The 19,936-nt window shown below is 67.1% G+C and carries 18 protein-coding genes and 1 pseudogene; 7 read left to right on the top strand and 12 right to left on the bottom strand.

Annotation, left to right across the window (positions count from 1 at the left end; all coding sequences use genetic code 11):
• Position 1: 1 nt before the first annotated feature.
• Positions 2–904, bottom strand: a complete 903-nt coding sequence (locus LGR69_RS26770; RefSeq protein ID WP_230367955.1) for a DUF3108 domain-containing protein — start codon at positions 902–904, stop codon at positions 2–4.
• 348 nt (positions 905–1,252) lie between these two features.
• Here LGR69_RS26770 and rpmB point away from each other — a divergent pair, with 348 nt between their 5' ends.
• Positions 1,253–1,555, top strand: coding sequence for a 50S ribosomal protein L28 (gene rpmB / locus LGR69_RS26765; RefSeq protein ID WP_007559647.1), 303 nt, complete (start codon positions 1,253–1,255; stop codon positions 1,553–1,555).
• A 186-nt stretch (positions 1,556–1,741) separates the two neighbouring features.
• On the opposite strand, the gene LGR69_RS26760 is transcribed toward rpmB, so the two are convergent.
• From LGR69_RS26760 to LGR69_RS26740, 5 genes are all read right to left on the bottom strand, one after another.
• Complete coding sequence (locus LGR69_RS26760; RefSeq protein WP_230367954.1) at positions 1,742–3,928, bottom strand: TonB-dependent receptor; 2,187 nt, start codon at positions 3,926–3,928, stop codon at positions 1,742–1,744.
• 417 nt (positions 3,929–4,345) lie between these two features.
• The gene (gene cobT, locus LGR69_RS26755) at positions 4,346–6,253 is read right to left on the bottom strand and encodes a cobaltochelatase subunit CobT (protein WP_007559643.1); all 1,908 of its coding nucleotides are present in this window, start codon (positions 6,251–6,253) and stop codon (positions 4,346–4,348) included.
• Positions 6,254–6,261: 8 nt separating this feature from the next.
• Positions 6,262–6,768 carry a DUF29 domain-containing protein gene (locus LGR69_RS26750; RefSeq protein WP_230367953.1) on the bottom strand — a complete coding sequence of 169 codons (507 nt, stop codon included), beginning with the start codon at positions 6,766–6,768 and terminating at the stop codon, positions 6,262–6,264.
• A gap of 4 nt (positions 6,769–6,772) precedes the next feature.
• Positions 6,773–7,756: a cobaltochelatase subunit CobS gene (gene cobS / locus LGR69_RS26745; RefSeq protein ID WP_007559639.1), complete on the bottom strand. Its 984-nt coding sequence runs from the start codon at positions 7,754–7,756 to the stop codon at positions 6,773–6,775.
• A 255-nt stretch (positions 7,757–8,011) separates the two neighbouring features.
• Positions 8,012–8,635 (bottom strand): J domain-containing protein, encoded by a 624-nt coding sequence (locus LGR69_RS26740; protein ID WP_007559637.1) that lies wholly within the window; start codon positions 8,633–8,635, stop codon positions 8,012–8,014.
• Positions 8,636–8,743: 108 nt separating this feature from the next.
• On the opposite strand from LGR69_RS26740, the gene LGR69_RS26735 reads away from it, so the two are divergent.
• Both LGR69_RS26735 and arfB read left to right on the top strand, forming a co-directional pair.
• Positions 8,744–9,040 (top strand): BolA family protein, encoded by a 297-nt coding sequence (locus LGR69_RS26735; protein WP_007559634.1) that lies wholly within the window; start codon positions 8,744–8,746, stop codon positions 9,038–9,040.
• Between the two features lie 169 nt (positions 9,041–9,209).
• A complete protein-coding gene (gene arfB / locus LGR69_RS26730) occupies positions 9,210–9,641 on the top strand; it encodes an alternative ribosome rescue aminoacyl-tRNA hydrolase ArfB (protein WP_050734431.1) in 432 nt (143 codons plus the stop codon).
• Positions 9,642–9,681: 40 nt separating this feature from the next.
• On the opposite strand, the gene LGR69_RS26725 is transcribed toward arfB, so the two are convergent.
• Positions 9,682–10,476, bottom strand: a complete 795-nt coding sequence (locus LGR69_RS26725) for a YoaK family protein (protein ID WP_007559630.1) — start codon at positions 10,474–10,476, stop codon at positions 9,682–9,684.
• A gap of 81 nt (positions 10,477–10,557) precedes the next feature.
• Positions 10,558–11,505: a methyltransferase domain-containing protein gene (locus LGR69_RS26720; protein WP_230367952.1), complete on the bottom strand. Its 948-nt coding sequence runs from the start codon at positions 11,503–11,505 to the stop codon at positions 10,558–10,560.
• Positions 11,506–11,574: 69 nt separating this feature from the next.
• Between LGR69_RS26720 and LGR69_RS26715 the strand changes: the two genes are divergently transcribed.
• The 3 genes from LGR69_RS26715 to LGR69_RS26705 are packed head-to-tail and all read left to right on the top strand — an operon-like array spanning position 11,575 to position 14,995.
• Entirely contained in the window at positions 11,575–12,630 is a 1,056-nt protein-coding gene (locus LGR69_RS26715; RefSeq protein ID WP_230367951.1) for a ligase-associated DNA damage response exonuclease, read from the top strand.
• A complete protein-coding gene (locus LGR69_RS26710; RefSeq protein WP_230367950.1) occupies positions 12,627–14,483 on the top strand; it encodes a cisplatin damage response ATP-dependent DNA ligase in 1,857 nt (618 codons plus the stop codon). Before LGR69_RS26715 ends, LGR69_RS26710 begins: the two co-directional genes overlap by 4 nt.
• Positions 14,480–14,995, top strand: a complete 516-nt coding sequence (locus LGR69_RS26705) for a YjbQ family protein (RefSeq protein WP_230367949.1) — start codon at positions 14,480–14,482, stop codon at positions 14,993–14,995. The genes LGR69_RS26710 and LGR69_RS26705 overlap by 4 nt, the downstream gene beginning before the upstream one ends.
• Before the next feature lie 73 nt (positions 14,996–15,068).
• Here the strand turns inward: LGR69_RS26705 and LGR69_RS26700 are convergent, their stop codons facing one another.
• The gene (locus tag LGR69_RS26700) at positions 15,069–16,049 is read right to left on the bottom strand and encodes a DarT ssDNA thymidine ADP-ribosyltransferase family protein (RefSeq protein WP_230367948.1); all 981 of its coding nucleotides are present in this window, start codon (positions 16,047–16,049) and stop codon (positions 15,069–15,071) included.
• The gene (locus LGR69_RS26695) at positions 16,028–16,948 is read right to left on the bottom strand and encodes a macro domain-containing protein (protein WP_230367947.1); all 921 of its coding nucleotides are present in this window, start codon (positions 16,946–16,948) and stop codon (positions 16,028–16,030) included. Before LGR69_RS26695 ends, LGR69_RS26700 begins: the two co-directional genes overlap by 22 nt.
• A gap of 642 nt (positions 16,949–17,590) precedes the next feature.
• On the opposite strand from LGR69_RS26695, the gene LGR69_RS26690 reads away from it, so the two are divergent.
• Positions 17,591–18,382, top strand: coding sequence for a flagellar hook basal-body protein (locus LGR69_RS26690; protein ID WP_230367946.1), 792 nt, complete (start codon positions 17,591–17,593; stop codon positions 18,380–18,382).
• Positions 18,383–18,397: 15 nt separating this feature from the next.
• Here the strand turns inward: LGR69_RS26690 and LGR69_RS26685 are convergent, their stop codons facing one another.
• Together LGR69_RS26685 and LGR69_RS31915 are read right to left on the bottom strand one after the other, a co-directional pair.
• Positions 18,398–19,726: an SDR family oxidoreductase gene (locus LGR69_RS26685; RefSeq protein ID WP_230367945.1), complete on the bottom strand. Its 1,329-nt coding sequence runs from the start codon at positions 19,724–19,726 to the stop codon at positions 18,398–18,400.
• A pseudogene (locus LGR69_RS31915) lies at positions 19,723–19,857 on the bottom strand (DUF2269 family protein); the annotation flags it as partial. The gene LGR69_RS26685 and the pseudogene LGR69_RS31915, both read right to left, overlap by 4 nt.
• Positions 19,858–19,936 lie beyond the last annotated feature (79 nt).

The raw sequence follows: 19,936 nt of genomic DNA, 5'->3' as shown, positions 1-19,936 counted from the left end.
CTCACTGCGCGGGGAGGCTCGCCTGGGCGACGCTGGCGCCGGCGGTCTCGGCGGCGCCCTGGGTCCAGCGCGTCGCCTCGATGATGTTGGTGCCGATGGTGGTGAGCACCGAGATGCGCAGCGGAATCAGGGCCCGTGTCCCCTCGACGGGGGCGAGCCAGACCGACATCTCGCGGTTATCCTCCATGAACTTCACCCCGGGGCGGTCCGGCCGGTGCCCGGCCACCGCCTGGTAGCGGGCGGTGCAGACCAGGACCGGTCCGACATAGCCGGGCTTCTGTACGGGGCGGGTCTCGGCGTAGCTCAGCACGACGTTGAACCGGGTCGCGCCGTCGAACACCGGCAGGGTCCGGTTGCAATTGGCCGGATCGAGCAGTTCGCCCCGCCCCTGGGCCGGCATCAGCAGCGCGCTCACGGGATCCATGATGCCCCGCTTGTGGGCGGCCGTGACCGGCACCCGGTCCTGCATGTCCACCAGCGGCGGCGTGATCTCGGCCTGCACGACGTTGCCGTGCGCGAGCGCCATGCGCACCGCGATCCCCGAACTCGCCGTATGGGTGGCGATCGAGAAGGCGGCGGGCTGCGGCGCCACCGAGAAATTGCCGGAGGCCCGGGCCGAGCCCTTGCCACCGGTGATCGCCCCCACGAGGCCGGTCAGCGTCGCCGAGACGTCCATCAGGTAGCGATCGCGCTCGAAGCTGCCCGCGAGCCGCGCGGTCCCGATCGGCAGGCCGGCGAGGTTGATGCTGTAATCCACCGTTACGGTGGCGGGCGCCGCGGCGGCGGCCCGCCGGGCGCGGGCGGCCGCATCGGCCGGGGCACCGAGCGCCGCGATAGCGAGCACGGTCCCGAGAAGGCGCGTCGTCAGCGGCTTGATCGTCCGACGGACAGGCGTGGCGCTCATGATCCGGATCGCATCCCAGGAAACGCGGGCGAAAAATATCTTGTGCGAGACGATCTCGCGAGACGAGGTCTCGACGTGCGGTGCCGGCGCGGCGCCGGCCTTCGTCGAGCCGATGACGGTTATATCCCGGCATCGTGGTTAACAGACCGTTGGGTGCCCGACCCCCGCTCGGGGCACCTTCGACCCGGCGGAGCTTGACGCATCGGGGGCAGGTCGCCTATAGGCTCGCGCCTTCAACAGGACTCCGCTGGACCTGGAATACGTATCGGGCGCCGCCCGCTGCGACGATGATCGCGCCGCTTGCGATCGGGTCTTCACGGGCGGAACGAGACGGGAATTTTAGTCATCATGGCGCGCCGCTGCGAACTCACCGGCAAGGCCGTTCAGGTCGGCCACCTCGTGAGCCACTCGAACCACAAGACCAAGTGCCGGTTCCTGCCGAACCTGTGCAACGTCACGCTCCAGTCGGACGCGCTGGGCAAGCGGGTGCGCCTGCGCATCACCGCGCACGCCCTGCGCTCGGTCGAGCACCGCGGCGGCCTCGACGCCTTCCTGGTGAAAGCCGGCGAGGGCGACCTGTCGCAGACCGCCCGGCTGCTGAAGCGCGAGATCCACAAGAAGCTCGCCGAGACTCCGGCCGTCGCGGCCTGATCTCGGGCGCTCAGCGCCTTCTACGCCTCAGACGACGCAAACCGCCGCGGCAGGGCATGCCGCGGCGGTTTGCGCTTGCCTGCGCGGACAGCATTGTTCCGGTCGGTTTTGAGCGTGCGATTCGCGTCGACCCTTGGCGATGGCGCGAGGTCAGGCTTGGGGCATGCCGTCGGCCTGACCTGATGATCAGAAATCCACGCTGGCCGAGATGAGAACGGTCCGCGGTGTCCCAGGCGCGAGGAGCCCGCGACCGGTCGTGGCCCAGTAATTGTTGCCGGTCACGTTCAGGATGTTCGCCTGCCAGGTCACCGGCCGGTCCTGGAGGATCGTCTTGTAGCGCAGGCCGAGATCGAGGGTGGCCCAGTCCGGAATCGTCTGGCTGTTGGCCTGGTCGTAATACTGCGCCGCCGTGTAGATCACCCGGCCGGTGACGGTGAGCCCAGGGGCGAGCCAGGGCAGATCGTACTCGCCGTAGAGGTTCAGCTGGACCGCCGGGACACCGATCGCGACGTTGCCGTTGAACTGGCCGCCCTGCGTCTTCAGGAGCCGGCCGTCGATCAGGCTCACCCCGCCGACCACCCGAATGCCGACCACCGGCTCGCCGAAGGCCGTGAATTCGAGGCCGCGATTGCGCTGTGTCCCGTCGATCCTGAACCGATTGCTCGAATCCAGGAATCCGAACGGCTGCTGCAGGTCGTAGGCGGCGAAGCCGAGACCAAGGTTGCCGAAATCGTATTTGACGCCGGCCTCGATCTGGTCCGAGCGGACCGCTCCGAAGGGCTGATTGGCGTTGACCGCCGTCACCGGCACGGAAGGGGCCGTCAGGCCCTCGCTGTAATTGGCGTAGAGCGACAGCGCCTCCCAGGGCTTCACCACCAGACCGGCACCGGGCGAGAAGGCGCCGCTATCCGCGAGACCGGTGGTGGATCCGGTGCGTGGATCGAGGCTCTTGACGGTGATGCTCTGCCAGCGCCCGCCCAAAGTGAGCTGCACATGGCCATCCAGGATGGACAGCGTGTCGGCTACGGCGACGCTCTGATTGCTGCGGGCCGTCGTCGGCGGCATGGCCCGCGTCTGGCCGATGGCGCTGCGCGGCGGGACCGTGACCGGCGCGTAGATGTTGGAGACGATGGTCGATCCGACCGGGTAGCTGATCTGGCTCTGGTCGTACCACAGGCCGGTCGCCGCGATGCCGAATTCATGGCGCACCGGTCCCGTATCGAGCCGCCCGCGCAGGCCCGCTTCCGCGGTGTCGGCGTTGGAAATGTAGGGCAGGTAGTTGATCGGCTCGCGGAAATCGCCGCGCGCGTTGAAGATGGTCAGGACCGCGCCGAAATACTCCTGGTAGAATTGGCTGTGTCCGTAAGCGGCGTAGAGCGTGACTGCGTCGTTCAGATCGTACTCGGCGCGTAGCGCCACCGACTTGTTGTCGCTGTCGCGGTATTCCCAGCTCTGCTGCGGGTTGATTCGCAGGTCCGGCGCCCGCGGGATGGGAAAGCCCGAACTGACCGACCGGGTGCGGAAGGCCGCATTGAGATCGGTCTTCTGGTAGCCGAGATCCGCCGAGACACGCAGGTTCTCGCCGCGATAATCGAGGGCGAGAGCCGCGACGCCGAATTCCAACTGCTGCAAGTCGATCGGCGTCCTGCCGAACTGGTAGGCGCCGTTGAACCGGAGCCCCCATTCGTTCGACGGGCCGTAGCGCCGGCTGAGATCGAGGGCGGTGTAGCTCTGGGCGTTGGAGATGTAGCCCTGGGTCACCCGGGTCAGTGGCGCATCCAGGGCGCGCTTCGGGATCAGGTTGATGACGCCGCCGATATTGCCGAACAGCGGGGTGCCGGTGAGCAAGGTTCCCGGGCCATGGAGCACCTCGACCCGTTCGATCGGCTCGATCGCCGGGTTGAAGGCGTCGGACACGCCGTAGAGGCCGTTGAACGCGATATCCTGAGCGAAATACGGGAAGCCCCGGATCAGGAAGCCCTGGATGCCGCTGGACGGCGGCACGTTGGTGCGGACGGCCGGATCATTGTTGATCACGTCCTGAAGCGTATGGGCCTGCTGGTCGCGGATCAGCTGATCGGTGAAGCTCGTCTGGCTGTAGGGCTGGTCGAAGCTGCTCCGGTTGCCCAGCAATCCCAGCCGCGAGCCGGACCCGACCTGGCCGCCCGCGTAGGCTGGCGGCGGGGGGCCAACCACGCCGACGGAGGCGCCGTAGCTCTTCGGGGCGCCCCGACCCTGGGTCTCGACGCTGAGCTCGTCGAGCTGGACTGCGTCTTCTGCCCGAGCCGCACCGGCGGCACAGAGAAGGGCTCCGTTCACCACCGCCCACACGATCGCTTCGAGCGCCGGGGCTTTCCGCATCCAGAACCGCATGACTCACCATCGGATGCCGGCCGAGGCAGCCGGTTCGCTTGTGCGCGAGAAGTGAGTTGCTGACGGAGGGGAGGCAATCGCGGGCCAGAAATTACCGCCGCTATCGTTCTGTGACGTGTCGCGAGTTGTGTCCGCGCAACGGATTAGATTTATTCTTGATCTGGTATAGCTATTTGAAGATGATGCGCTTGCCGAACTTCAACTTCTGGCGGCTCTCTTCCCGAGAAAGTCGGCGCGTTGCTGCGCAGACGGGGCGCCGTATCGTACGAGAACGAATCAGGGCGTGCCGCTTTCGATCGGGCGAAGCGAATCTTGCCGGCGCAGCCGTTTGGTGCCGGCGAGATCGCATTCTCACCACGTGACGGCGGATCGATGTTTCGGCCGCGTCGAGGGGTTTTGCCCCCGACGCCGCGCGCGTCAGCGCCGCCCGCCGGCGGCGCGCAGGGCTCGGCCCACGGGGGCCGGGGAGCCGTTCTCCTCGAACAGCTCGGCCAGCTTCTCCGTCATGGCGCCGCCCAGTTCCTCGGCGTCGATGATCGTCACGGCCCGGCGGTAATAGCGGGTCACGTCGTGGCCGATGCCGATGGCCAGGAGCTCCACCGGCGAGCGGGTCTCGATCTCTTCGATCATCCAGCGCAGGTGCCGCTCGAGGTAGTTGCCGGCATTGACCGAGAGGGTCGAGTCGTCGACCGGCGCGCCGTCCGAGATCACCATCAGGATCTTGCGCTGCTCCGGCCGCCCGAGCAGACGCTTGTGCGCCCAGTCCAGGGCCTCGCCGTCGATATTCTCCTTGAGGAGACCCTCGCGCATCATCAGCCCGAGATTCTTCCGGGCCCGGCGCCAGGGCGCGTCGGCGGACTTGTAGACGATGTGGCGCAGGTCGTTCAGACGACCGGGGTTCGGCGGCTTGCCGGCGGCGAGCCAGGCCTCGCGGCTCTGGCCGCCCTTCCAGGCCCGGGTGGTGAAGCCGAGGATCTCGACCTTCACGCCGCAGCGCTCTAGGGTCCGCGCCAGGATGTCGGCACAGGTCGCCGCCACGGTGATCGGCCGGCCGCGCATCGACCCGGAATTGTCGAGGAGCAGCGTGACCACGGTGTCGCGGAAATTGGTGTCCTTCTCCTGCTTGAAGGAGAGCGGCTGGTAGGGGTCGATGACCACGCGGACGAGCCGCGCCGGATCGAGCTGGCCCTCCTCGAGGTCGAAGTCCCAGGCGCGGTTCTGCTGGGCCAGCAGGCGGCGCTGCAGCCGGTTGGCGAGACGGCCGACGACCCCCTGGAGGTGCGAGAGCTGCTTGTCGAGGTAGCTGCGCAGGCGCGACAGCTCGTCGGCATCGCACAACTCCTCGGCGTGGATGATCTCGTCGAACCGCGGGTTGAACACCCGGTATTCGGGCCCGCGCGCCTCGTTGCCCTGGCGCGTCGGCGGACGCGACGCTTCGGAGGCCTCCTCGGATTCCGCGTCCTCGGATTCGTCGGGCAATTCGCCCGACGGCGCGTCGGCGGATTCCTGCGCGCCCTCCTCGATCTCGTCGGAGGCTTCCTCCGAGGTCTCGATCTCGGCGCGCTCGCCCTGGCTCTTCTCCTCGGAATCGCCCTCGCTCGGGTTCTGCTCGTCGTCCTGGGCGTCGTTCTCGTCGTCGTTCTCGTCATCCTCGGCGTCGAACGGCGTCTCGTCCGACATGTCGAGGGAGGTCAGCAGGTCGCGCACGGAGCGGGCGAACTTGCGCTGGTCCTCGATCGAGCCGATCAGCCCGTCGAGGTTGGGGCCGGCCTTGGCCTCGATATGCTCGCGCCACAACGCGACGATCTTGGCGGCCGCCTCGGGGGGCTGCTGCCCCGTCAGGCGCTCGCGCACCATCAGGGCGACGGCGTCCTCCATCGGGGCGTCGGCCCGGTCGGTGATGGTCTCGTACTTGCCGCCGCGATGGTAGCGGTCCTCCAGCATCGCGGTGATGTTGCTGGCCACCCCCGTCATCCGCCGTGAGCCGATCGCCTCGACCCGGGCCTGCTCCACCGCGTCGTAGACCGCGCGGGCGGCGGCATTCTCGGGGGCGAGCCGGCGATGCACCGCGATGTCGTGGCAGCCGAGCCGCAGCGCCATGGCGTCGGCATTGCCGCGCAGCACCGCCACGTCCTGCGCCGAGAGCTTGCGGGGCGGCTCGGGCAGCCGGGCCTTGTCGCCGGTCAGCGCCGGACGGTCGGTGGCGTAGGTCACCTCGACCTCGGACCGGCGGGCGATGGCGCGCAGGCACCCGGCCACCGAGCGCTTCAGGGGCTCGGCCACGGATTCGCGACGCTCGCCGGGCTTGCGGTTGGAGATGGACATGCGGGGGGCTACCGGTCGGCCTCGAATTCGAAGGGGCGATTCAGGATGTCGTCCCAGGTGAAGGGACACTCCTCGGGGAATGTGTTGGGCGAGCGCTTTATCTCGCGGGCGGCTCGAAGCCTGCCGAGCCGATAGCCGTCAGTGATAGCCTCGACGATACGTGACTTGAGGCCCGGGTTCCGGCGCAGCTGCTTGTCGATCCGCACCCGCTGCTCGGCGATCGTGAGCGACCAGCTTCGGCTGCGCCGTTCGGGCTGATGGTCCCATTTGAGCATATGGGCCAACAGCACCTCGATCGCGCTCTCAAGCTTGTCGTATTGTTCCGAGCCCACGTCGCTCAATTCCTCGGCGATGTTGTCGAGGTCGAGCGCGTCCACCTGCCCGGCGCGGAGCAGGGCGACCTGCTCCTGAACCCAGGTGTAGACATCGTCCGCGTAGCGCGTCCGCCCTCCGGCATGCTGAGGCGCCGGAGCGTCCTCGCGTGTCGGAGCCGGATGCACCATCGCGTCCTCCATGCGGTCAGCTCAGGGCGACGTTCAGCGCGCTCTCGGGCAGTTCCTTGCCGAAGGCGCGCTGGTAGAACTCGGCCACCAGGGTCCGCTCGAGCTCGTCGCACTTGTTCAGGAAGGTCACCCGGAACGCGAAGCCGACATCCTTAAAGATATCGGCGTTCTCGGCCCAGGTGATGACCGTGCGCGGGCTCATGACGGTGGAGAGGTCGCCGTTCATGAACGCGTTGCGAGTCAGGTCCGCCACGCGCACCATCCGGTTGACGATGTCGCGGCCCTGGTCGTTGCGGTAATGCACCGCCTTCGAGAGCACGATGTCGACCTCGCGGTCATGCGGCAGGTAGTTCAGCGTGGTCACGATCGACCAGCGGTCCATCTGGCCCTGGTTGATCTGCTGAGTGCCGTGATAGAGGCCCGACGTGTCGCCGAGGCCCACGGTGTTGGCGGTGGCGAACAGCCGGAAGGCCGGGTGCGGGCGGATCACGCGCTTCTGGTCGAGCAGCGTCAGCCGGCCCGACAGCTCCAGCACGCGCTGGATCACGAACATCACGTCCGGCCGCCCGGCATCGTACTCGTCGAACACCAGGGCGACGTTGTTCTGCAGCGCCCAGGGGAGGATGCCGTCCTGGAAGGCGGTGACCTGCTTGCCGTCCTTCAGCACGATCGCGTCCTTGCCGACGAGATCGATGCGCGAGACGTGGCTGTCGAGGTTGATCCGCACGCAGGGCCAGTTCAGCCGCGCGGCGACCTGCTCGATATGGGTCGACTTGCCGGTACCGTGATAGCCGGTGACCATCACGCGGCGGTTGCGCGCGAAGCCGGCCAGGATCGCCAGCGTGGTCTCCCGGTCGAAGATGTAGTCCGGATCGAGATCGGGGACGTGTTCCTCTCGTTCGGCATAGGCCGGAACCTTGAGGTCGAGGTCGATGCCGAAGACCTCGCGGACGGAAACGGTGCGGTCGGGCAGCGCGGCGGGCGTGTCGTCAGAGAGCATTCGGGACCTCGTGAGGCGCGGGAACTCCGGCCCGAGGGCATGGAGCTTCCGCACGGAAGTAACGTCGAGCCGGGCATCCGCCGCGGGGCGGACTCAATCTTTAAACGGCAGCGCTGTGCGGCGCCACCGACCGGCACGAGCCTCATATAGGGCTGCGCCGGGCAATTTGCCTTATCCTAGAGCGCTCGACGACGAAGGGGGTTCCGCTGCGGCCTCACGGCGCTCCGGCGATCCGGCCTGCATCGTTCGTGCCGCTCAGCAGAGACCGGCGGCACGCAGAACGTCGTGGGCGCGGATGATGTCCCGCAGCCGCTCCTCGAACGAGCGGTCGCCGCCATTGGCGTCGGGGTGGAAGCGCTTCACCAGCGCCTTGTACTGCGCCTTGATGGCGGGCCCGTCCGCGCCTTCTTCGAGCCCCATCACGTCGAGGGCCCGGCGCACCGTGGCGGTGCGGCGGGGCTTCTCCGGCTCCGGCTGGCGGGCGCGGCGGCGTCCCTCGACGCCGGCACCGCGCAGGATGCCGAGCGGATCGACATAGGCCCAGTCGCGGGTCGGCTCCTCGGCGGGCTTGCCCTGGCCGGCCGGGTTCACCCCCATGGCCCAGGTCGGGCGGTGCCCGATGATCGCGTCCTTCTGATAGGCCTGGACGGCGGCATCGTTCATGCCGTCGAAATAGTTGTAGCTCGCATTGTAGGCGCGGACGTGGTCGATGCAGAACCGCCAGTACTGGCCTTCCGCCTTGCGGCCCTTCGGCGCCCGGTGCAGGCCCGGCTGCGTGCAGCCCGGGCTCTCGCACGTGCCATCGGCCGCAGGCTTCGGCTCGTCGCAGGACGGTTTTCTGATCCGGATGCTGTCGAACAGGCGCGAGTTGAGATCCATGACGGGCCGATTATGAGGGGGCAAACCGGAGACACAAGGGCACTGGGCCTGATGACGCATGCGCGGGATCGGGCTTGACGGATGCCGACGATATCAGGTGAGGGCGCGATGGCTGACGGGACTGGTGACGACGGCACCCTTCGGGGCTGGATGGAGGCGAAGCTGCGCGCGGAACTCGCGCCGGCCCGGCTCGACGTGATCGACGAATCACACCTGCATGCGGGCCATTCCGGCGCGCGGCCCGGGGGTGAGACCCATTACCGGCTCGACATCGTCGCCTCGGCTTTCGAGGGCAAGAGCCGCGTGGAGCGGCACCGCCTGGTCAATGCCCTGCTGGACGATGCGTTCAAGCGCGGGCTGCATGCCCTGGCTTTGCGCGCCCGGACCCCGGCCGAGGCCGCCTGAGCCCGGCATCGCCGGCCCGGCGCGGCCGTCCGCCGGTACGAGAGGATATGGCGATCGTGGCTCCGGTTCGCACCCACAGGATCGCCGCCCCAGCGCCGGAACCGGTGTTCCAGCGCACCCGCGGTCGGCCTCGGTCGAGCGCGTTCCGCGACGCGGGCCGGAGGTCGCCATGCCTCTGCGGGTGAACGCGCGGATCACCATCGAGGATGACGAGATCGAGCTGTCGTTCATGCGCGCCTCGGGGGCGGGCGGGCAGAACGTCAACAAGGTCGAGACGGCGGTCCAGCTGCGCTGGTCGATCCTGGCCTCGCCCTCGGTCGATGAGCGAGTCAAGGCGAACCTGTACAAGCTCGCCGGCCGGCGTCTGACCAAGGACGGCGTCCTGGTCCTGTCCGGGCAGCGCCACCGGACCCAGGAGCGCAACCGGGCCGATGTGCTGCAACGGCTGGTCGAGCTCGTGACCGAGGCGGCCAAGCCGCCGCCGCCCATCCGCCGCGCGACCAAGCCGACGAAGGGTTCGAAGGAGCGGCGCATCGGCGCCAAGAAGAGCCGCGCCGTGATCAAGCAGGGGCGGGGCAGCTACCGGGATTCCGACAGCTGAACCGCCCTGTCGCCGTGCCGGGCGAGCCGCCGGGGCGGCCTCAATGGATCGCGTCGATCACCTCCGCCTTGGGGCTGGCATCGGGGGCCGGCGCCGAGCCGGCGACCAGGGTGCTGCCGGGCTTGGCGATGGTCAGGGCGATCGCCACCAGGGCCAGGATCGCGGCGAGGCCGGCCGGGAACAGGAAGGCGGATTCGCCGTAGCGCATATCCAGCAGGCCGCCGACGACCGCGCCGGTGCTGAGGCCGGCCCAGAGCGGCGCCTGGATCCAGAACGAGGGCGCCACCGTGCCGAGCAGCAGGTTGGCGCAGCCGGTGCCGAAGCGAACCACCGCGCCGGTGACGTAGGTCAGCGCGAGCGAGCGCCCGCCCTCATCCTGCAGGGTCGCATTCTGGAGGCCCAGGGCCAGCACGATCGGGTAGGCGTGCAGCGGGTAGGCGAAGGTGCCCCAGGGCATCAGCAGGCCGCCGGCGAGGAGCAGCGCCTGCAGCGTCAGCAGGACGGCCAGCCGCCAGCGTCCGACCCAGGCCGCGATCAGCGTGCCCAGGAAGGCGCCGAAGCAGAACAGGCTGATGGTGCTGGCGACCCGGGTGACGTTCTCCCAGTCGCCGTTGGACACCGCCACGCCGAAGCGCGTGGTGTTGCCCGACATGAACGACATGAACAGCTGCGAGAATTCCAGGAAGCCGATCGAATCGGCGCAGCCTGCCAGCGTCGCCAGCGCGATGGCGAAGGCGATGCGCGTTCGGGGATCGGCCGGGAAGGAGCGATCCACGGGCGGGTCGGGCTTGCGCTCAGGTGCGCGCCCATCGTTCCCGCCGCCGAAATCCGCCATGCCTGTCCCCGATTCCATCGCCGCGCCGCGCGCAGCCGACAGACAATGGACGAATGCCCAAGCAGTTTCATGCGCGGCGAATCATTGGCGTGTGCGGTGCAGCACGACGATCCGGCCCGGGACCGGCCGACCGCCTTCGCGCCGCACATCGGCGGGGCGCAGCATCAGGATCTCCAGGCCGGCACCGGACGCCGCCTCCGTGATGTGGGAATCCGCGTGGGCGTAGCGCCCGTCGGCGCCCAGGCGCGCACCGTCGCCGTCATGGGACTGGACGGTGAAGGCCGCCAGGCCACCCGGACGCAGGACCCGGGCGACCCGCTCCAGGACCGGGCCGAGATCCGCCACGTAGATCAGCACGTCCGCGGCGAGGCACAGATCGGCGGAGTCCGGCGGCTCGCCCGCCAGGAACGCCATGAGATCGCCCTCGGCCAGGCGGTCGTAGAGCGGACGACCGTGATGCCTCTTGGCTCGGGCGAGGGTCAGCATGCCGGGCGAGAGGTCGACCCCGGTGAGATGTCCGACCCGGTCGCGGATCGCCGCGCCCATCAGGCCCGTGCCGCAGCCGAGATCGAGCGCCGCCTCGAACCGCTCCGGCACGGGCGGCAGGGCATCGCGGACGAGCTGCGGGCCGACATAGCCCAGCCCGTCCACGAGGTGGCGCTCGAAACGCGGCGCGTAGCCGTCGAACAGGGCCCGGACATAGGCCGGTGACAGCGCCGGCAGGCCGGCGCCTTCGCCGAGGCGGACCAGATGCGCGCGCACGCCGAGGGTGTCGTCGGGGTCGATGTCGAGGGCGCAGGCATAGGCCCGCGTCGCCGCCGCCCGCAAAGCCGGGTCGCCGTCCTGCACGGCCAGCCCCTCCCGGGCGCGGCCCAGCAGCAGCCAGGCCGGCGCGTAGCGGGGCGCGATCTCCAGCGCCTGCTCGGCGAGATCGGCCGCCCCGGCATGGTCGCCGTCCGCCAGGCAGGCTTCCGCGTAGCGATAGCGGCGGTCGGCGAGGAGGTCGCCGGAACTGTGTTGCGTGGCCATGCGTCTGCCGGGTCGGGGCCGCCTATATACCGGGGCCACCGGCGGACTCCACCGGCAGCAACGGACCCGATGCCGACACGCGCGAGCGATCTCCTCACCCTGACCCGCGAGGGCCTCTACTGCCCGCTCGGGGGCTTCCACGTCGATCCGACCTGGCCGGTGGAGCGCGCGCTCATCACCCACGGCCATGCCGACCATGCGCGCGCCGGCCACGGCCACGTGCTGGCGACGCCCGAGACCCTGCGGATTATGGCGGTGCGCTACGGCGAGGATTTCTGCCGCCAGCGGCAGGAGGCCCGGCTCGGCGCGGCTTTGCGCGTCGGCGACGTCACGGTGCGCTACGCCCCCGCCGGCCACGTGCTCGGCTCCGCCCAGATCGCCATCGAGCGCGACGGCGTCCGGGTCGTGGTGTCGGGCGACTACAAGCGGGCGCCGGACCCGACCTGCCTGCCCTTCGAGGTGGTGCCCTGCGACGTGTTCATCACCGAGGCGACCTTCGGCCTGCCGGTCTTCACCCATCCGGACACCCGCGACGAGGTCCGCAAGCTCATGGCCTCCGTGGCCCTGTTCCCGGAGCGGGCCCACATCGTCGGCGCCTACGCGCTGGGCAAGGCGCAGCGGGTGATGGCGCTGCTGCGCGAGGAGGGCTGGGACCGGCCGATCCACCTGCACGGAGCGATGGAGAAGCTGACCGAGCTGTACAAGCGCGAGGGCATCCCCCTGGGCGAGACCCCGAAGGTCGTGGCCGCCGACCGCAAGGACCTGCACGGCGCGATCGTGCTCTGCCCGCCCAGCGCGATGCAGGATCTGTGGTCGCGCAAGTTTCCCGATCCCGTGACCTGCTTCGCCTCCGGCTGGATGCGGGTCCGCGCCCGCGCCCGCCAGAAGGGCGTCGAGCTGCCGCTGGTGATCTCCGACCATTCCGACTGGCCGGACCTGTGCCGCACGATCCGGGACACCGGCGCCGGGGAAGTGTGGGTGACGCACGGCCAGGAGGATGCCCTGGTCCATTGGTGCGGGACCCAAGGCATCAAGGCCAAGCCGCTGCACCTGCTGGGCTATGGCGACGACGGCGAGGCGGAGCCGACCCCGGCCGACGCTCCGGAGCCGGAGGTGGCGGCGTGAACGATTTCGCCCATCTCCTCGACCGCCTCGCCTACGAGCCGCGCCGCAACGCCAAGCTGCGGATGCTCCAGGATTTCTTCGCGCGCACGCCGGATCCGGAGCGCGGCTACGCGCTCGGCGCCATGACCGGCACGCTGAGTTTCCGCGAGGCCAAGCCGGCCCTGATCCGCGGCTTGGTCGAGGAGCGCATCGACCCGGTGCTGTTCCGCCTGTCGCACAATTACGTCGGCGATCTCGCCGAGACCACGGCGCTGATCTGGCCGGCGCCGCGGGATCTTCCTTCCCCCTCTGCGGGCTCCGGTCTTCACCCGGCGCCGGATGAGGCGCGGGTCCCCTCTCCCGCACGGGAGAGGGGGCATGTCGCGCCTCATGCTGACCGATCTGCGAACCTCGTAGCCCCCGCAGGGGGGGGAGGGGATGCGCGTGTGGGGATCGGCCACAACAACCCGCCCCCGCATGTCCCGACCCTCGCCGAGGTCGTGGAGACCCTGGCGACCATCCCGAAACGGGAGCTGCCCCAGCATCTGGCCGAATGGCTCGACGCCCTCGACGAGACCGGGCGCTGGGCGCTCCTGAAGCTCGTCACCGGCAACCTGCGCGTCGGTGTCTCGGCGCGGCTTGCCAAGACCGCGGTCGGCGCGCTGGGCGGCCACGAGGCGGATGCGGTCGAGGAGGTCTGGCACGGCCTCACGCCGCCGTTCGAGACGCTGTTCGCCTGGGTCGAGGGGAGGGCCGAGCGACCCGAGACGCTTAATCCGGCGCCGTTCCGGCCGCCGATGCTGTCGCATCCGATCGAGGAGGAGGCCGATCTCGAGAAGCTCGAGCCGGAGGCGTTCTCGGCGGAGTGGAAATGGGACGGCATCCGCGTCCAACTCGTCGGCGGGCGCGACCGGGCCGGCGCCCAGGTCGCCAAGGTCTATTCCCGCACCGGCGAGGACATCACCGGGGCGTTCCCCGATCTCGCCGAGGCGATCGGCTTCACAGGCACGCTGGACGGCGAGCTGCTGATCCTGCGCGAGCGCCGGGTCCAGAGCTTCAACGTCCTGCAGCAGCGCCTGAACCGGAAGGCCGTGACCGCCAAGCTCCTCGAAGAATTCCCCGCCCATGTCCGGGCCTACGACCTCCTGACGCTCGACGGCGACGACCTGCGGGCCGAGCCGTTCGCGACCCGCCGGGAGAAGCTGGAGGCCCTGGTCACCCGCCTCGACCATGCCCGGATCGATATCTCGCCGCTGGTCCCCTTCGCGGATTGGGAGGCGCTCGCCGCCGCCCGGGCCGACCCGGCCTCGGTGGGCGCCGGGGAGGATGCGGATGCGATCGAGGGCGTGATGCTCAAGCGTCTCAACAGCCCCTACCTGCCGGGTCGCCCGAAAGGCCCCTGGTGGAAGTGGAAGCGCGAGCCCCATATCGTCGATGCGGTGATGATGTACGCGCAGCGCGGCCACGGGAAGCGCTCGTCGTTCTACTCGGACTACACGTTCGGGGTCTGGCGGGAGGCCCTCGAGGGCGGGGACGAGCTGGTGCCGGTGGGCAAGGCCTATCACGGCTTCACCGATGCCGAGCTCGCCAAGCTCGACCGCTATGTCCGCAACAACACCACCAAGCGGTTCGGGCCGGTGCGCGAGGTCGCCCATGGGCTGGAAGCCGGGCTCGTGCTGGAGATCGCCTTCGAGGGCGTCCAGCGCTCGACCCGGCACAAGTCCGGCGTGGCGATGCGCTTCCCCCGGGTCAGCCGGATCCGCTGGGACAAGCCGCCCGCGGAGGCCGACCGGATCGACGTGCTGGAGCGGATCCTCGCCCGCGGCGAGCGCGAAATCGCACCGGGTGCAACGCTGACGGAGACGGATGCATGAGGCAGGGCAAGATCGGTTCAGTCGAGCCTCTGGTATCAGGCGCGGTGGCGCGCCACGCGAGCGGCCGCCTGACCATCGCGACCCCGGGGCAGGGTTTCACGGACTTCACCGGGGCGGTGGCGGAGTTCGTGCGGGGCAGCGGCATCCGGGACGGGCTCGTCACTCTGTTCTGCCGGCACACCTCGGCCTCGCTGACCATCCAGGAGAATGCCGACCCGGACGTGCAGACCGACCTGATGACAGCCCTCGACGGCTTCGCGCCGCGCGGCGCCTCTTCCGTCCACGGTGCCGAAGAGTCGGACGCATTACAAAGCCAGCCACTTTACGTACATTCGGCAGAAGGCCCTGATGATATGCCCGCCCATATCCGGGCGATGCTGACCGATTCGAGCCTGTCGATCCCAGTCATAGAAAGGCGACTCGCGCTCGGCGCGTGGCAGGGCATTTACCTCATTGAGCACAGAGACAGGTCGCACCAACGCGAGATCTTGCTTCAAATCATGGGTGCTTAAAGGCGCGTCCACCTAATTGTACTGAAACGGAAAGTGACATATGTACTAAAGTATTGATACATTGCGCATCGAACTAGCCGAAAAGTGCTGACTGTTCGTGAGGTAGTCTTCCCTCAAATGCCAATACGTCCTCCAAAACAATCTTCCAGACGCTTGCCCCGTCAGGGGAGAATCCCTTGATCGTGATGGATGGCCGAGCCAGCGGATAGGAATTGTTGTACGACAGCGTAGAGCCGTCAGAGCATGTTTGAGTCACATTGATTTTATATTCATTATTAAAAGGCCTTCTTCCGCGGGGTAAGTGAAAATCTATCGTAAGCTTGTCCTCAATGAAGTTCAATTCTCTAATGTACAAGCCCCAATGCATGAAAATAGATCGATTTACGGTTTCTGTTCCTCGAGGATAGCCGCAGGTCGATCCAAGTTTTCCGAGAAGGTAATTGAAGGTCAGCAGGTCAGAAGGCGTACGAAATACGACCCACCTAAGATAGTTTTCGAGCGGCAGAGCTTCCGGAATCATAACTTCAGCCATGCGACGATCATGAATATATTCTTTGTCGTGCGCGCTGACTGCATCATCGTGATAGATGGCATTGAAATCTAGCGTCGAGAAATGCTCGTCTGTGCTTAACTCGACGTTTTTACCACGCTGGATGTTGCCGGCAGTGAATACCGTTCCGGCGCGAGTAAGAATTTTCTCTGCGTCGAACAGGAACATCACCGGAATCGAAGCTTGATGTGCCAGTCTGTACGGGTCGCAGATTGGCTTTATGCCTTCGGTGCGGAGATGGTAGGGATTTTTCGGGCGAGAATAAAGTCGAGCGTACTTGTGGGAGCTTTCGTAAGCCGCAAGGGCACCCTGATTGGCGACATCATGGAAATCGATGCCGGCCTCTCTGGACCCCAAGAATCCGTCGCGAACGATCCCTACCGCGTTCGTTACATGAGTAGCGTGGTAGAGAAATCTAGGCCAGAAACCCCTTTGGGAACTAGTAGAAAGCCGACTGCATTGCGTGGCTACATGCGCTGCGGCTACCAACTCTGAGATAGGCATAGCTGTGCGTCAGCGTTAGAATTTAAGTTCAACAATGCTCGTCCTTCGATAGAGGACTTTCGCTTGAAGTACAATCCGAGAGCGATTTTCTCGTCGCCCCAGCGAGGCTTTGAGATCTCGGCCGCTTGCACATATGGAAGATGAATCAGAAGAGAGAAAAGGTATTGCGCAGCCTCGCGCGCGTCTTGGCTAGGAAATTGTTGAAGTGTCAGTACCCCTGATTGTAGAGCACTCCACGCCCATTCCATGTAGTCCGGCTGGATATAAACTCTCCGATCCCCTGCTCGGATTTCAATTCCGGCATCACTGTTGGCGGAAGCGTAGAACTCGGTGCCATCAAACGACAGGCTGAATTTCCGGACCCCGGATGCAACTAAGGCTATCACATCGCCCACAAATGCTTCATACATGGCGGGTGTTTCATGCACACCATCAATGTGCTCAGGAACAAAATTTACAGGCACCTGACGATCATGAATGTATACCGTGATCTCCAGTGGTTGGAGGAAGTTCTCCATAAGCGGCTTGACATCCCACCAGTCGAGATTTCCGTTGCCGCAACCGAGCGGCGGAAAGGCGACCGAAGAGATGCCCATCTGCTTGTAGGACTTCGAGAAGGTTTCGAGGCCTCTTTCAAGATAAGCAATCTTGGATGGCTGCCGCCACGTGGTTTTAGTTGGAAAATTTAAGATCCAATGATCATTGCCTCGCCACAACTGGAGGCGGCCGATGGTTAGCTCCCCGTTCATGCAGACGCGGCGGTACTCAGCATACATGGCAGGATAGCGGTCTTTGAATTCCTTCGCGATGCCTTTGCCCATCACGCCAACCGTATTCACGGTATTGACTAGCGTTTGCGCGGGCGATTCAAAGAGGCTAGTGCGGAGGTATGTGATCATGGCGGCTTATTATCCGAACAGACTGCCTAAGCGTGTGGTCCGCTATCTCCAGACCGCCTCTGTCGCTCCCGATTACCTCGGTTCAGAACGCCTCACACGGTCTAGCTTCTCAACGCTTACGAAGCGTTACCAATGGAACATAATGGGAACATAGGCCATAATATGCCCATTATCCACTGAAAAATGCTTTTTGGACATAACCGATGCGCGGGAGTGGCAGGGGTGGATTCTGCCTGCCGACGCAGCCCCACCAGCTGTTTGGTAGAATCTCGATTTCCGATCGGAGAGGAGTTCCTGACTTCATGGGCCGACCACATCGGTGAGGTTTTCGGGAGCAGGCGTCAGCCACCCCGTCATATGCGAACTCATAGAGTCTTTAGATTGGGCATGAAAGCAGGATGCCGGACGACATGCCGGCTCATATCTGCACCCCCGTCACGGATTCTACCTGACCGAGCACCGCGACCGGCAGCACCGGCGGGAGATGATCGTGAGCGTGATCGGGAGTTGAGCCGGGGACCCGAGGGCGGTCCCATTACTGAACAGCAACATTCGCTGACACACCGCCGCTTAACCATGCTGCGCGTCTATAGGCCTGTCTAGGATCGGTTTTTCGGGCCGGTCTGGGGACGGGAGACCCCGATGGGCTTGTACGACGCGCTCTCGAATTCGGTGGCCGGTGCCTCGGCGCAGGCCTTCGCGCTCAACAACATCTCCGGGAACATCGCCAACACCCAGACGGCGGGGTTCAAGACCACGGAGACGAGCTTCGCCGACATGCTGGCCCAGACCACGGCCAGGGCGCAGACGAGCGGCGGCGTCTCGACCAGCACCCGCGACACCCTCGGGATCCAGGGGGCGATCCAGTCCACCGGGGTCGCGACCAACCTCGCGATCTCGGGCAACGGCTACTTCGTGGTCCGGTCGAACACCGGCACGCCGGAGAGCCCGACCTTCACGGGCGAGACCGCCTATACGCGGCGCGGCGATTTTTCTCCGGATTCGAGCGGCTACCTGGTCAACGGCGCGGGCTATTACCTGTTCGCCGGCCCCTTGGCGACCGCGCCGGTCCAGGTCCCCATCGGGGCGGACACCCTGGCGAGCCTGACGGTCTCGCCCGCGGGCACGCTCACCGGCACGGGCGCGGATGGCAGCACGCAGCCGCTCGGCGCGCTGACGCTGGCCCAGTTCGGCGGGCAGGACAACCTGACCTCGCTCGACGGCGGCACCTACGTGGCCAACGGCCGGTCCGGGACGCCGAGCTTCGGGCTCGCGGGCGCGACCATCGACGCTGGGTCGGTGGAGCAGTCGAATGCCGGCATCTCGGACCAGTTCTCCAAGATGATCGAGACCCAGCAGGCCTACACGGCCAACACCAAGGTGATGAGTGCCGCCGATCAGATGCTGCAGGACGCCATCGCGATGGATGTGTGAGGCCGGGGCTAGCCTCTAACGATCATCCAGGATCGCAATAGCGATCAGCATCAGGACGATGCCCGGCCAAGGTTTGACCAGAGCGCCAAGGGGATCGAGCCACAACTCCGGCGCGACGAGGGTCGCGACAGCCATGTAGGACAATGCGAGCGCGGTCCCGGCGAGCAGCGCGCCCCGGCAGGTCGGCCGGATGGCGATGGCCAGGCCGATGGCGACATCGCACAGGCTGGTGACGATGGTCGCCGCTCCCGCCCAGGCCTCCGGCATTCCATGAGCCGCCAGGATCGCCGTGGCCGCCTCGAAGGCCGGAACGAGGCTGACCAGCCCGGACGCGATCCAGAAGACGGCGAGGCACCCGAGGATCAGCGGCTTCAGGAGGTAGAGGCGCCCGAACCAGCGTTCCTGGATGCCGGGCGCGATCTCGGCCAGCGCCGCCGCGCAGGAGGCGGGCTCGATCCCGAGCGCCGACGCCCAGGGTTCAGGATCGCCCACCACCCCGCGGCGCATCTCGCACAGGGCCGTGCTGCGGATCGGCGGCCGCCATCCGAGCCGCGCCGCCGCGTCGCCCGCGCGGGCCCCGAAGGTCATCAGCCAGGATGGCAGGCTCAGCAGCGGCTTCGGGCTGCCGATCCAATGCCGGAACGACGCGACGACATCCCCGACCGTACCGGGATGCCGCTCCATCACGTCCCAGACGGAATGCCAGTGCCGGTCGCCGGCCCGCCAGCGCTTCGCGAGAGCGGCCACCGTTCGGCCAATATCGGAGACAGCCGTCGCCGCGAAGGGACTGCCGGCCTCGCGCGGCGGCAACCGGAACGGCATCGCCGCGAGGGCGCGCACGAGGGCGCTCCCGCCATAGGCCGCCGGCGCGATCACGAAGCCCGGCCGGAGGATCGCGAACGGCACCCCAGCGGACGCGATCAGCCGCTCCGCGGCGCGCTTCGTCCGGCTGAACGGGGTCGTATCCGCTTCGGCATCGCCCGGAATGGACAGATGCACCAGCAGGCCGGGCGAGGATCGCCCGTCGAGTGCTTCGAGGAGGCGCGCGACGAAGCCGCAATGGACCGCTTCGGTATCTCCCTGCACGCCGTCTTGGAGGATGCTGACGCAGTTCACGACGATGTCCACCGCGTGCGCGTCGAGCAGGGACCGGAGACCCGTCGTGTCGAGCGTCATGAACCTGGTCTCGACCGCAGCGGCGCCGAAATCCCGCGCTTGGGCCGCGGTGAACCGACGCGCCATCGGGACCACCGAGAAGCCGGCCCGGATGAGATATCGCGCGACCGCCTGACCGATCAGGCCGGAGGCGCCGAACACCGCGATGATTGGGGTATCACCGCTCACAGGCCCGGCTTCGCGACCATAAGCCAGAGGATCAGCATGACCGAGCCGAAGCCCGGCACGCCGCAGGCGAACCACCATCGGAACAGCCGGTGATAGGCTTCGGGGAGCGCGCGCCCGGCTCGGGCTGCCTCGCCGGCTAGAGCGTTTTCGGTTTAATCTGGGTCGTATCCTGCGGCAGCGAAGAAGTTGGCGCACTCGTCTGGGGTGACA

Source organism: Methylobacterium brachiatum (assembly GCF_020523825.1).
GTDB classification, from domain to species: domain Bacteria; phylum Pseudomonadota; class Alphaproteobacteria; order Rhizobiales; family Beijerinckiaceae; genus Methylobacterium; species Methylobacterium brachiatum.
Note: the sequence above shows the minus strand (reverse complement) of the source record. Positions and strands in the feature narration are given on the sequence as shown.

Coding starts and splice junctions, on each gene's coding strand:
- cobS (WP_007559639.1), bottom strand. CDS start 7,756: ATGCTCTCTGACGACACGCCCGCCGCGCTGCCCGACCGCACCGTTTCC.
- rpmB (WP_007559647.1), top strand. CDS start 1,253: ATGGCGCGCCGCTGCGAACTCACCGGCAAGGCCGTTCAGGTCGGCCAC.
- arfB (WP_050734431.1), top strand. CDS start 9,210: ATGCCTCTGCGGGTGAACGCGCGGATCACCATCGAGGATGACGAGATC.
- LGR69_RS26705 (WP_230367949.1), top strand. CDS start 14,480: ATGAGGCAGGGCAAGATCGGTTCAGTCGAGCCTCTGGTATCAGGCGCG.
- LGR69_RS26750 (WP_230367953.1), bottom strand. CDS start 6,768: ATGGAGGACGCGATGGTGCATCCGGCTCCGACACGCGAGGACGCTCCG.
- LGR69_RS26740 (WP_007559637.1), bottom strand. CDS start 8,635: ATGGATCTCAACTCGCGCCTGTTCGACAGCATCCGGATCAGAAAACCG.
- LGR69_RS26700 (WP_230367948.1), bottom strand. CDS start 16,049: ATGCCTATCTCAGAGTTGGTAGCCGCAGCGCATGTAGCCACGCAATGC.
- LGR69_RS26695 (WP_230367947.1), bottom strand. CDS start 16,948: ATGATCACATACCTCCGCACTAGCCTCTTTGAATCGCCCGCGCAAACG.
- LGR69_RS26715 (WP_230367951.1), top strand. CDS start 11,575: ATGCCGACACGCGCGAGCGATCTCCTCACCCTGACCCGCGAGGGCCTC.
- LGR69_RS26735 (WP_007559634.1), top strand. CDS start 8,744: ATGGCTGACGGGACTGGTGACGACGGCACCCTTCGGGGCTGGATGGAG.
- LGR69_RS26720 (WP_230367952.1), bottom strand. CDS start 11,505: ATGGCCACGCAACACAGTTCCGGCGACCTCCTCGCCGACCGCCGCTAT.
- cobT (WP_007559643.1), bottom strand. CDS start 6,253: ATGTCCATCTCCAACCGCAAGCCCGGCGAGCGTCGCGAATCCGTGGCC.
- LGR69_RS26760 (WP_230367954.1), bottom strand. CDS start 3,928: ATGCGGTTCTGGATGCGGAAAGCCCCGGCGCTCGAAGCGATCGTGTGG.
- LGR69_RS26725 (WP_007559630.1), bottom strand. CDS start 10,476: ATGGCGGATTTCGGCGGCGGGAACGATGGGCGCGCACCTGAGCGCAAG.
- LGR69_RS26690 (WP_230367946.1), top strand. CDS start 17,591: ATGGGCTTGTACGACGCGCTCTCGAATTCGGTGGCCGGTGCCTCGGCG.
- LGR69_RS26770 (WP_230367955.1), bottom strand. CDS start 904: ATGAGCGCCACGCCTGTCCGTCGGACGATCAAGCCGCTGACGACGCGC.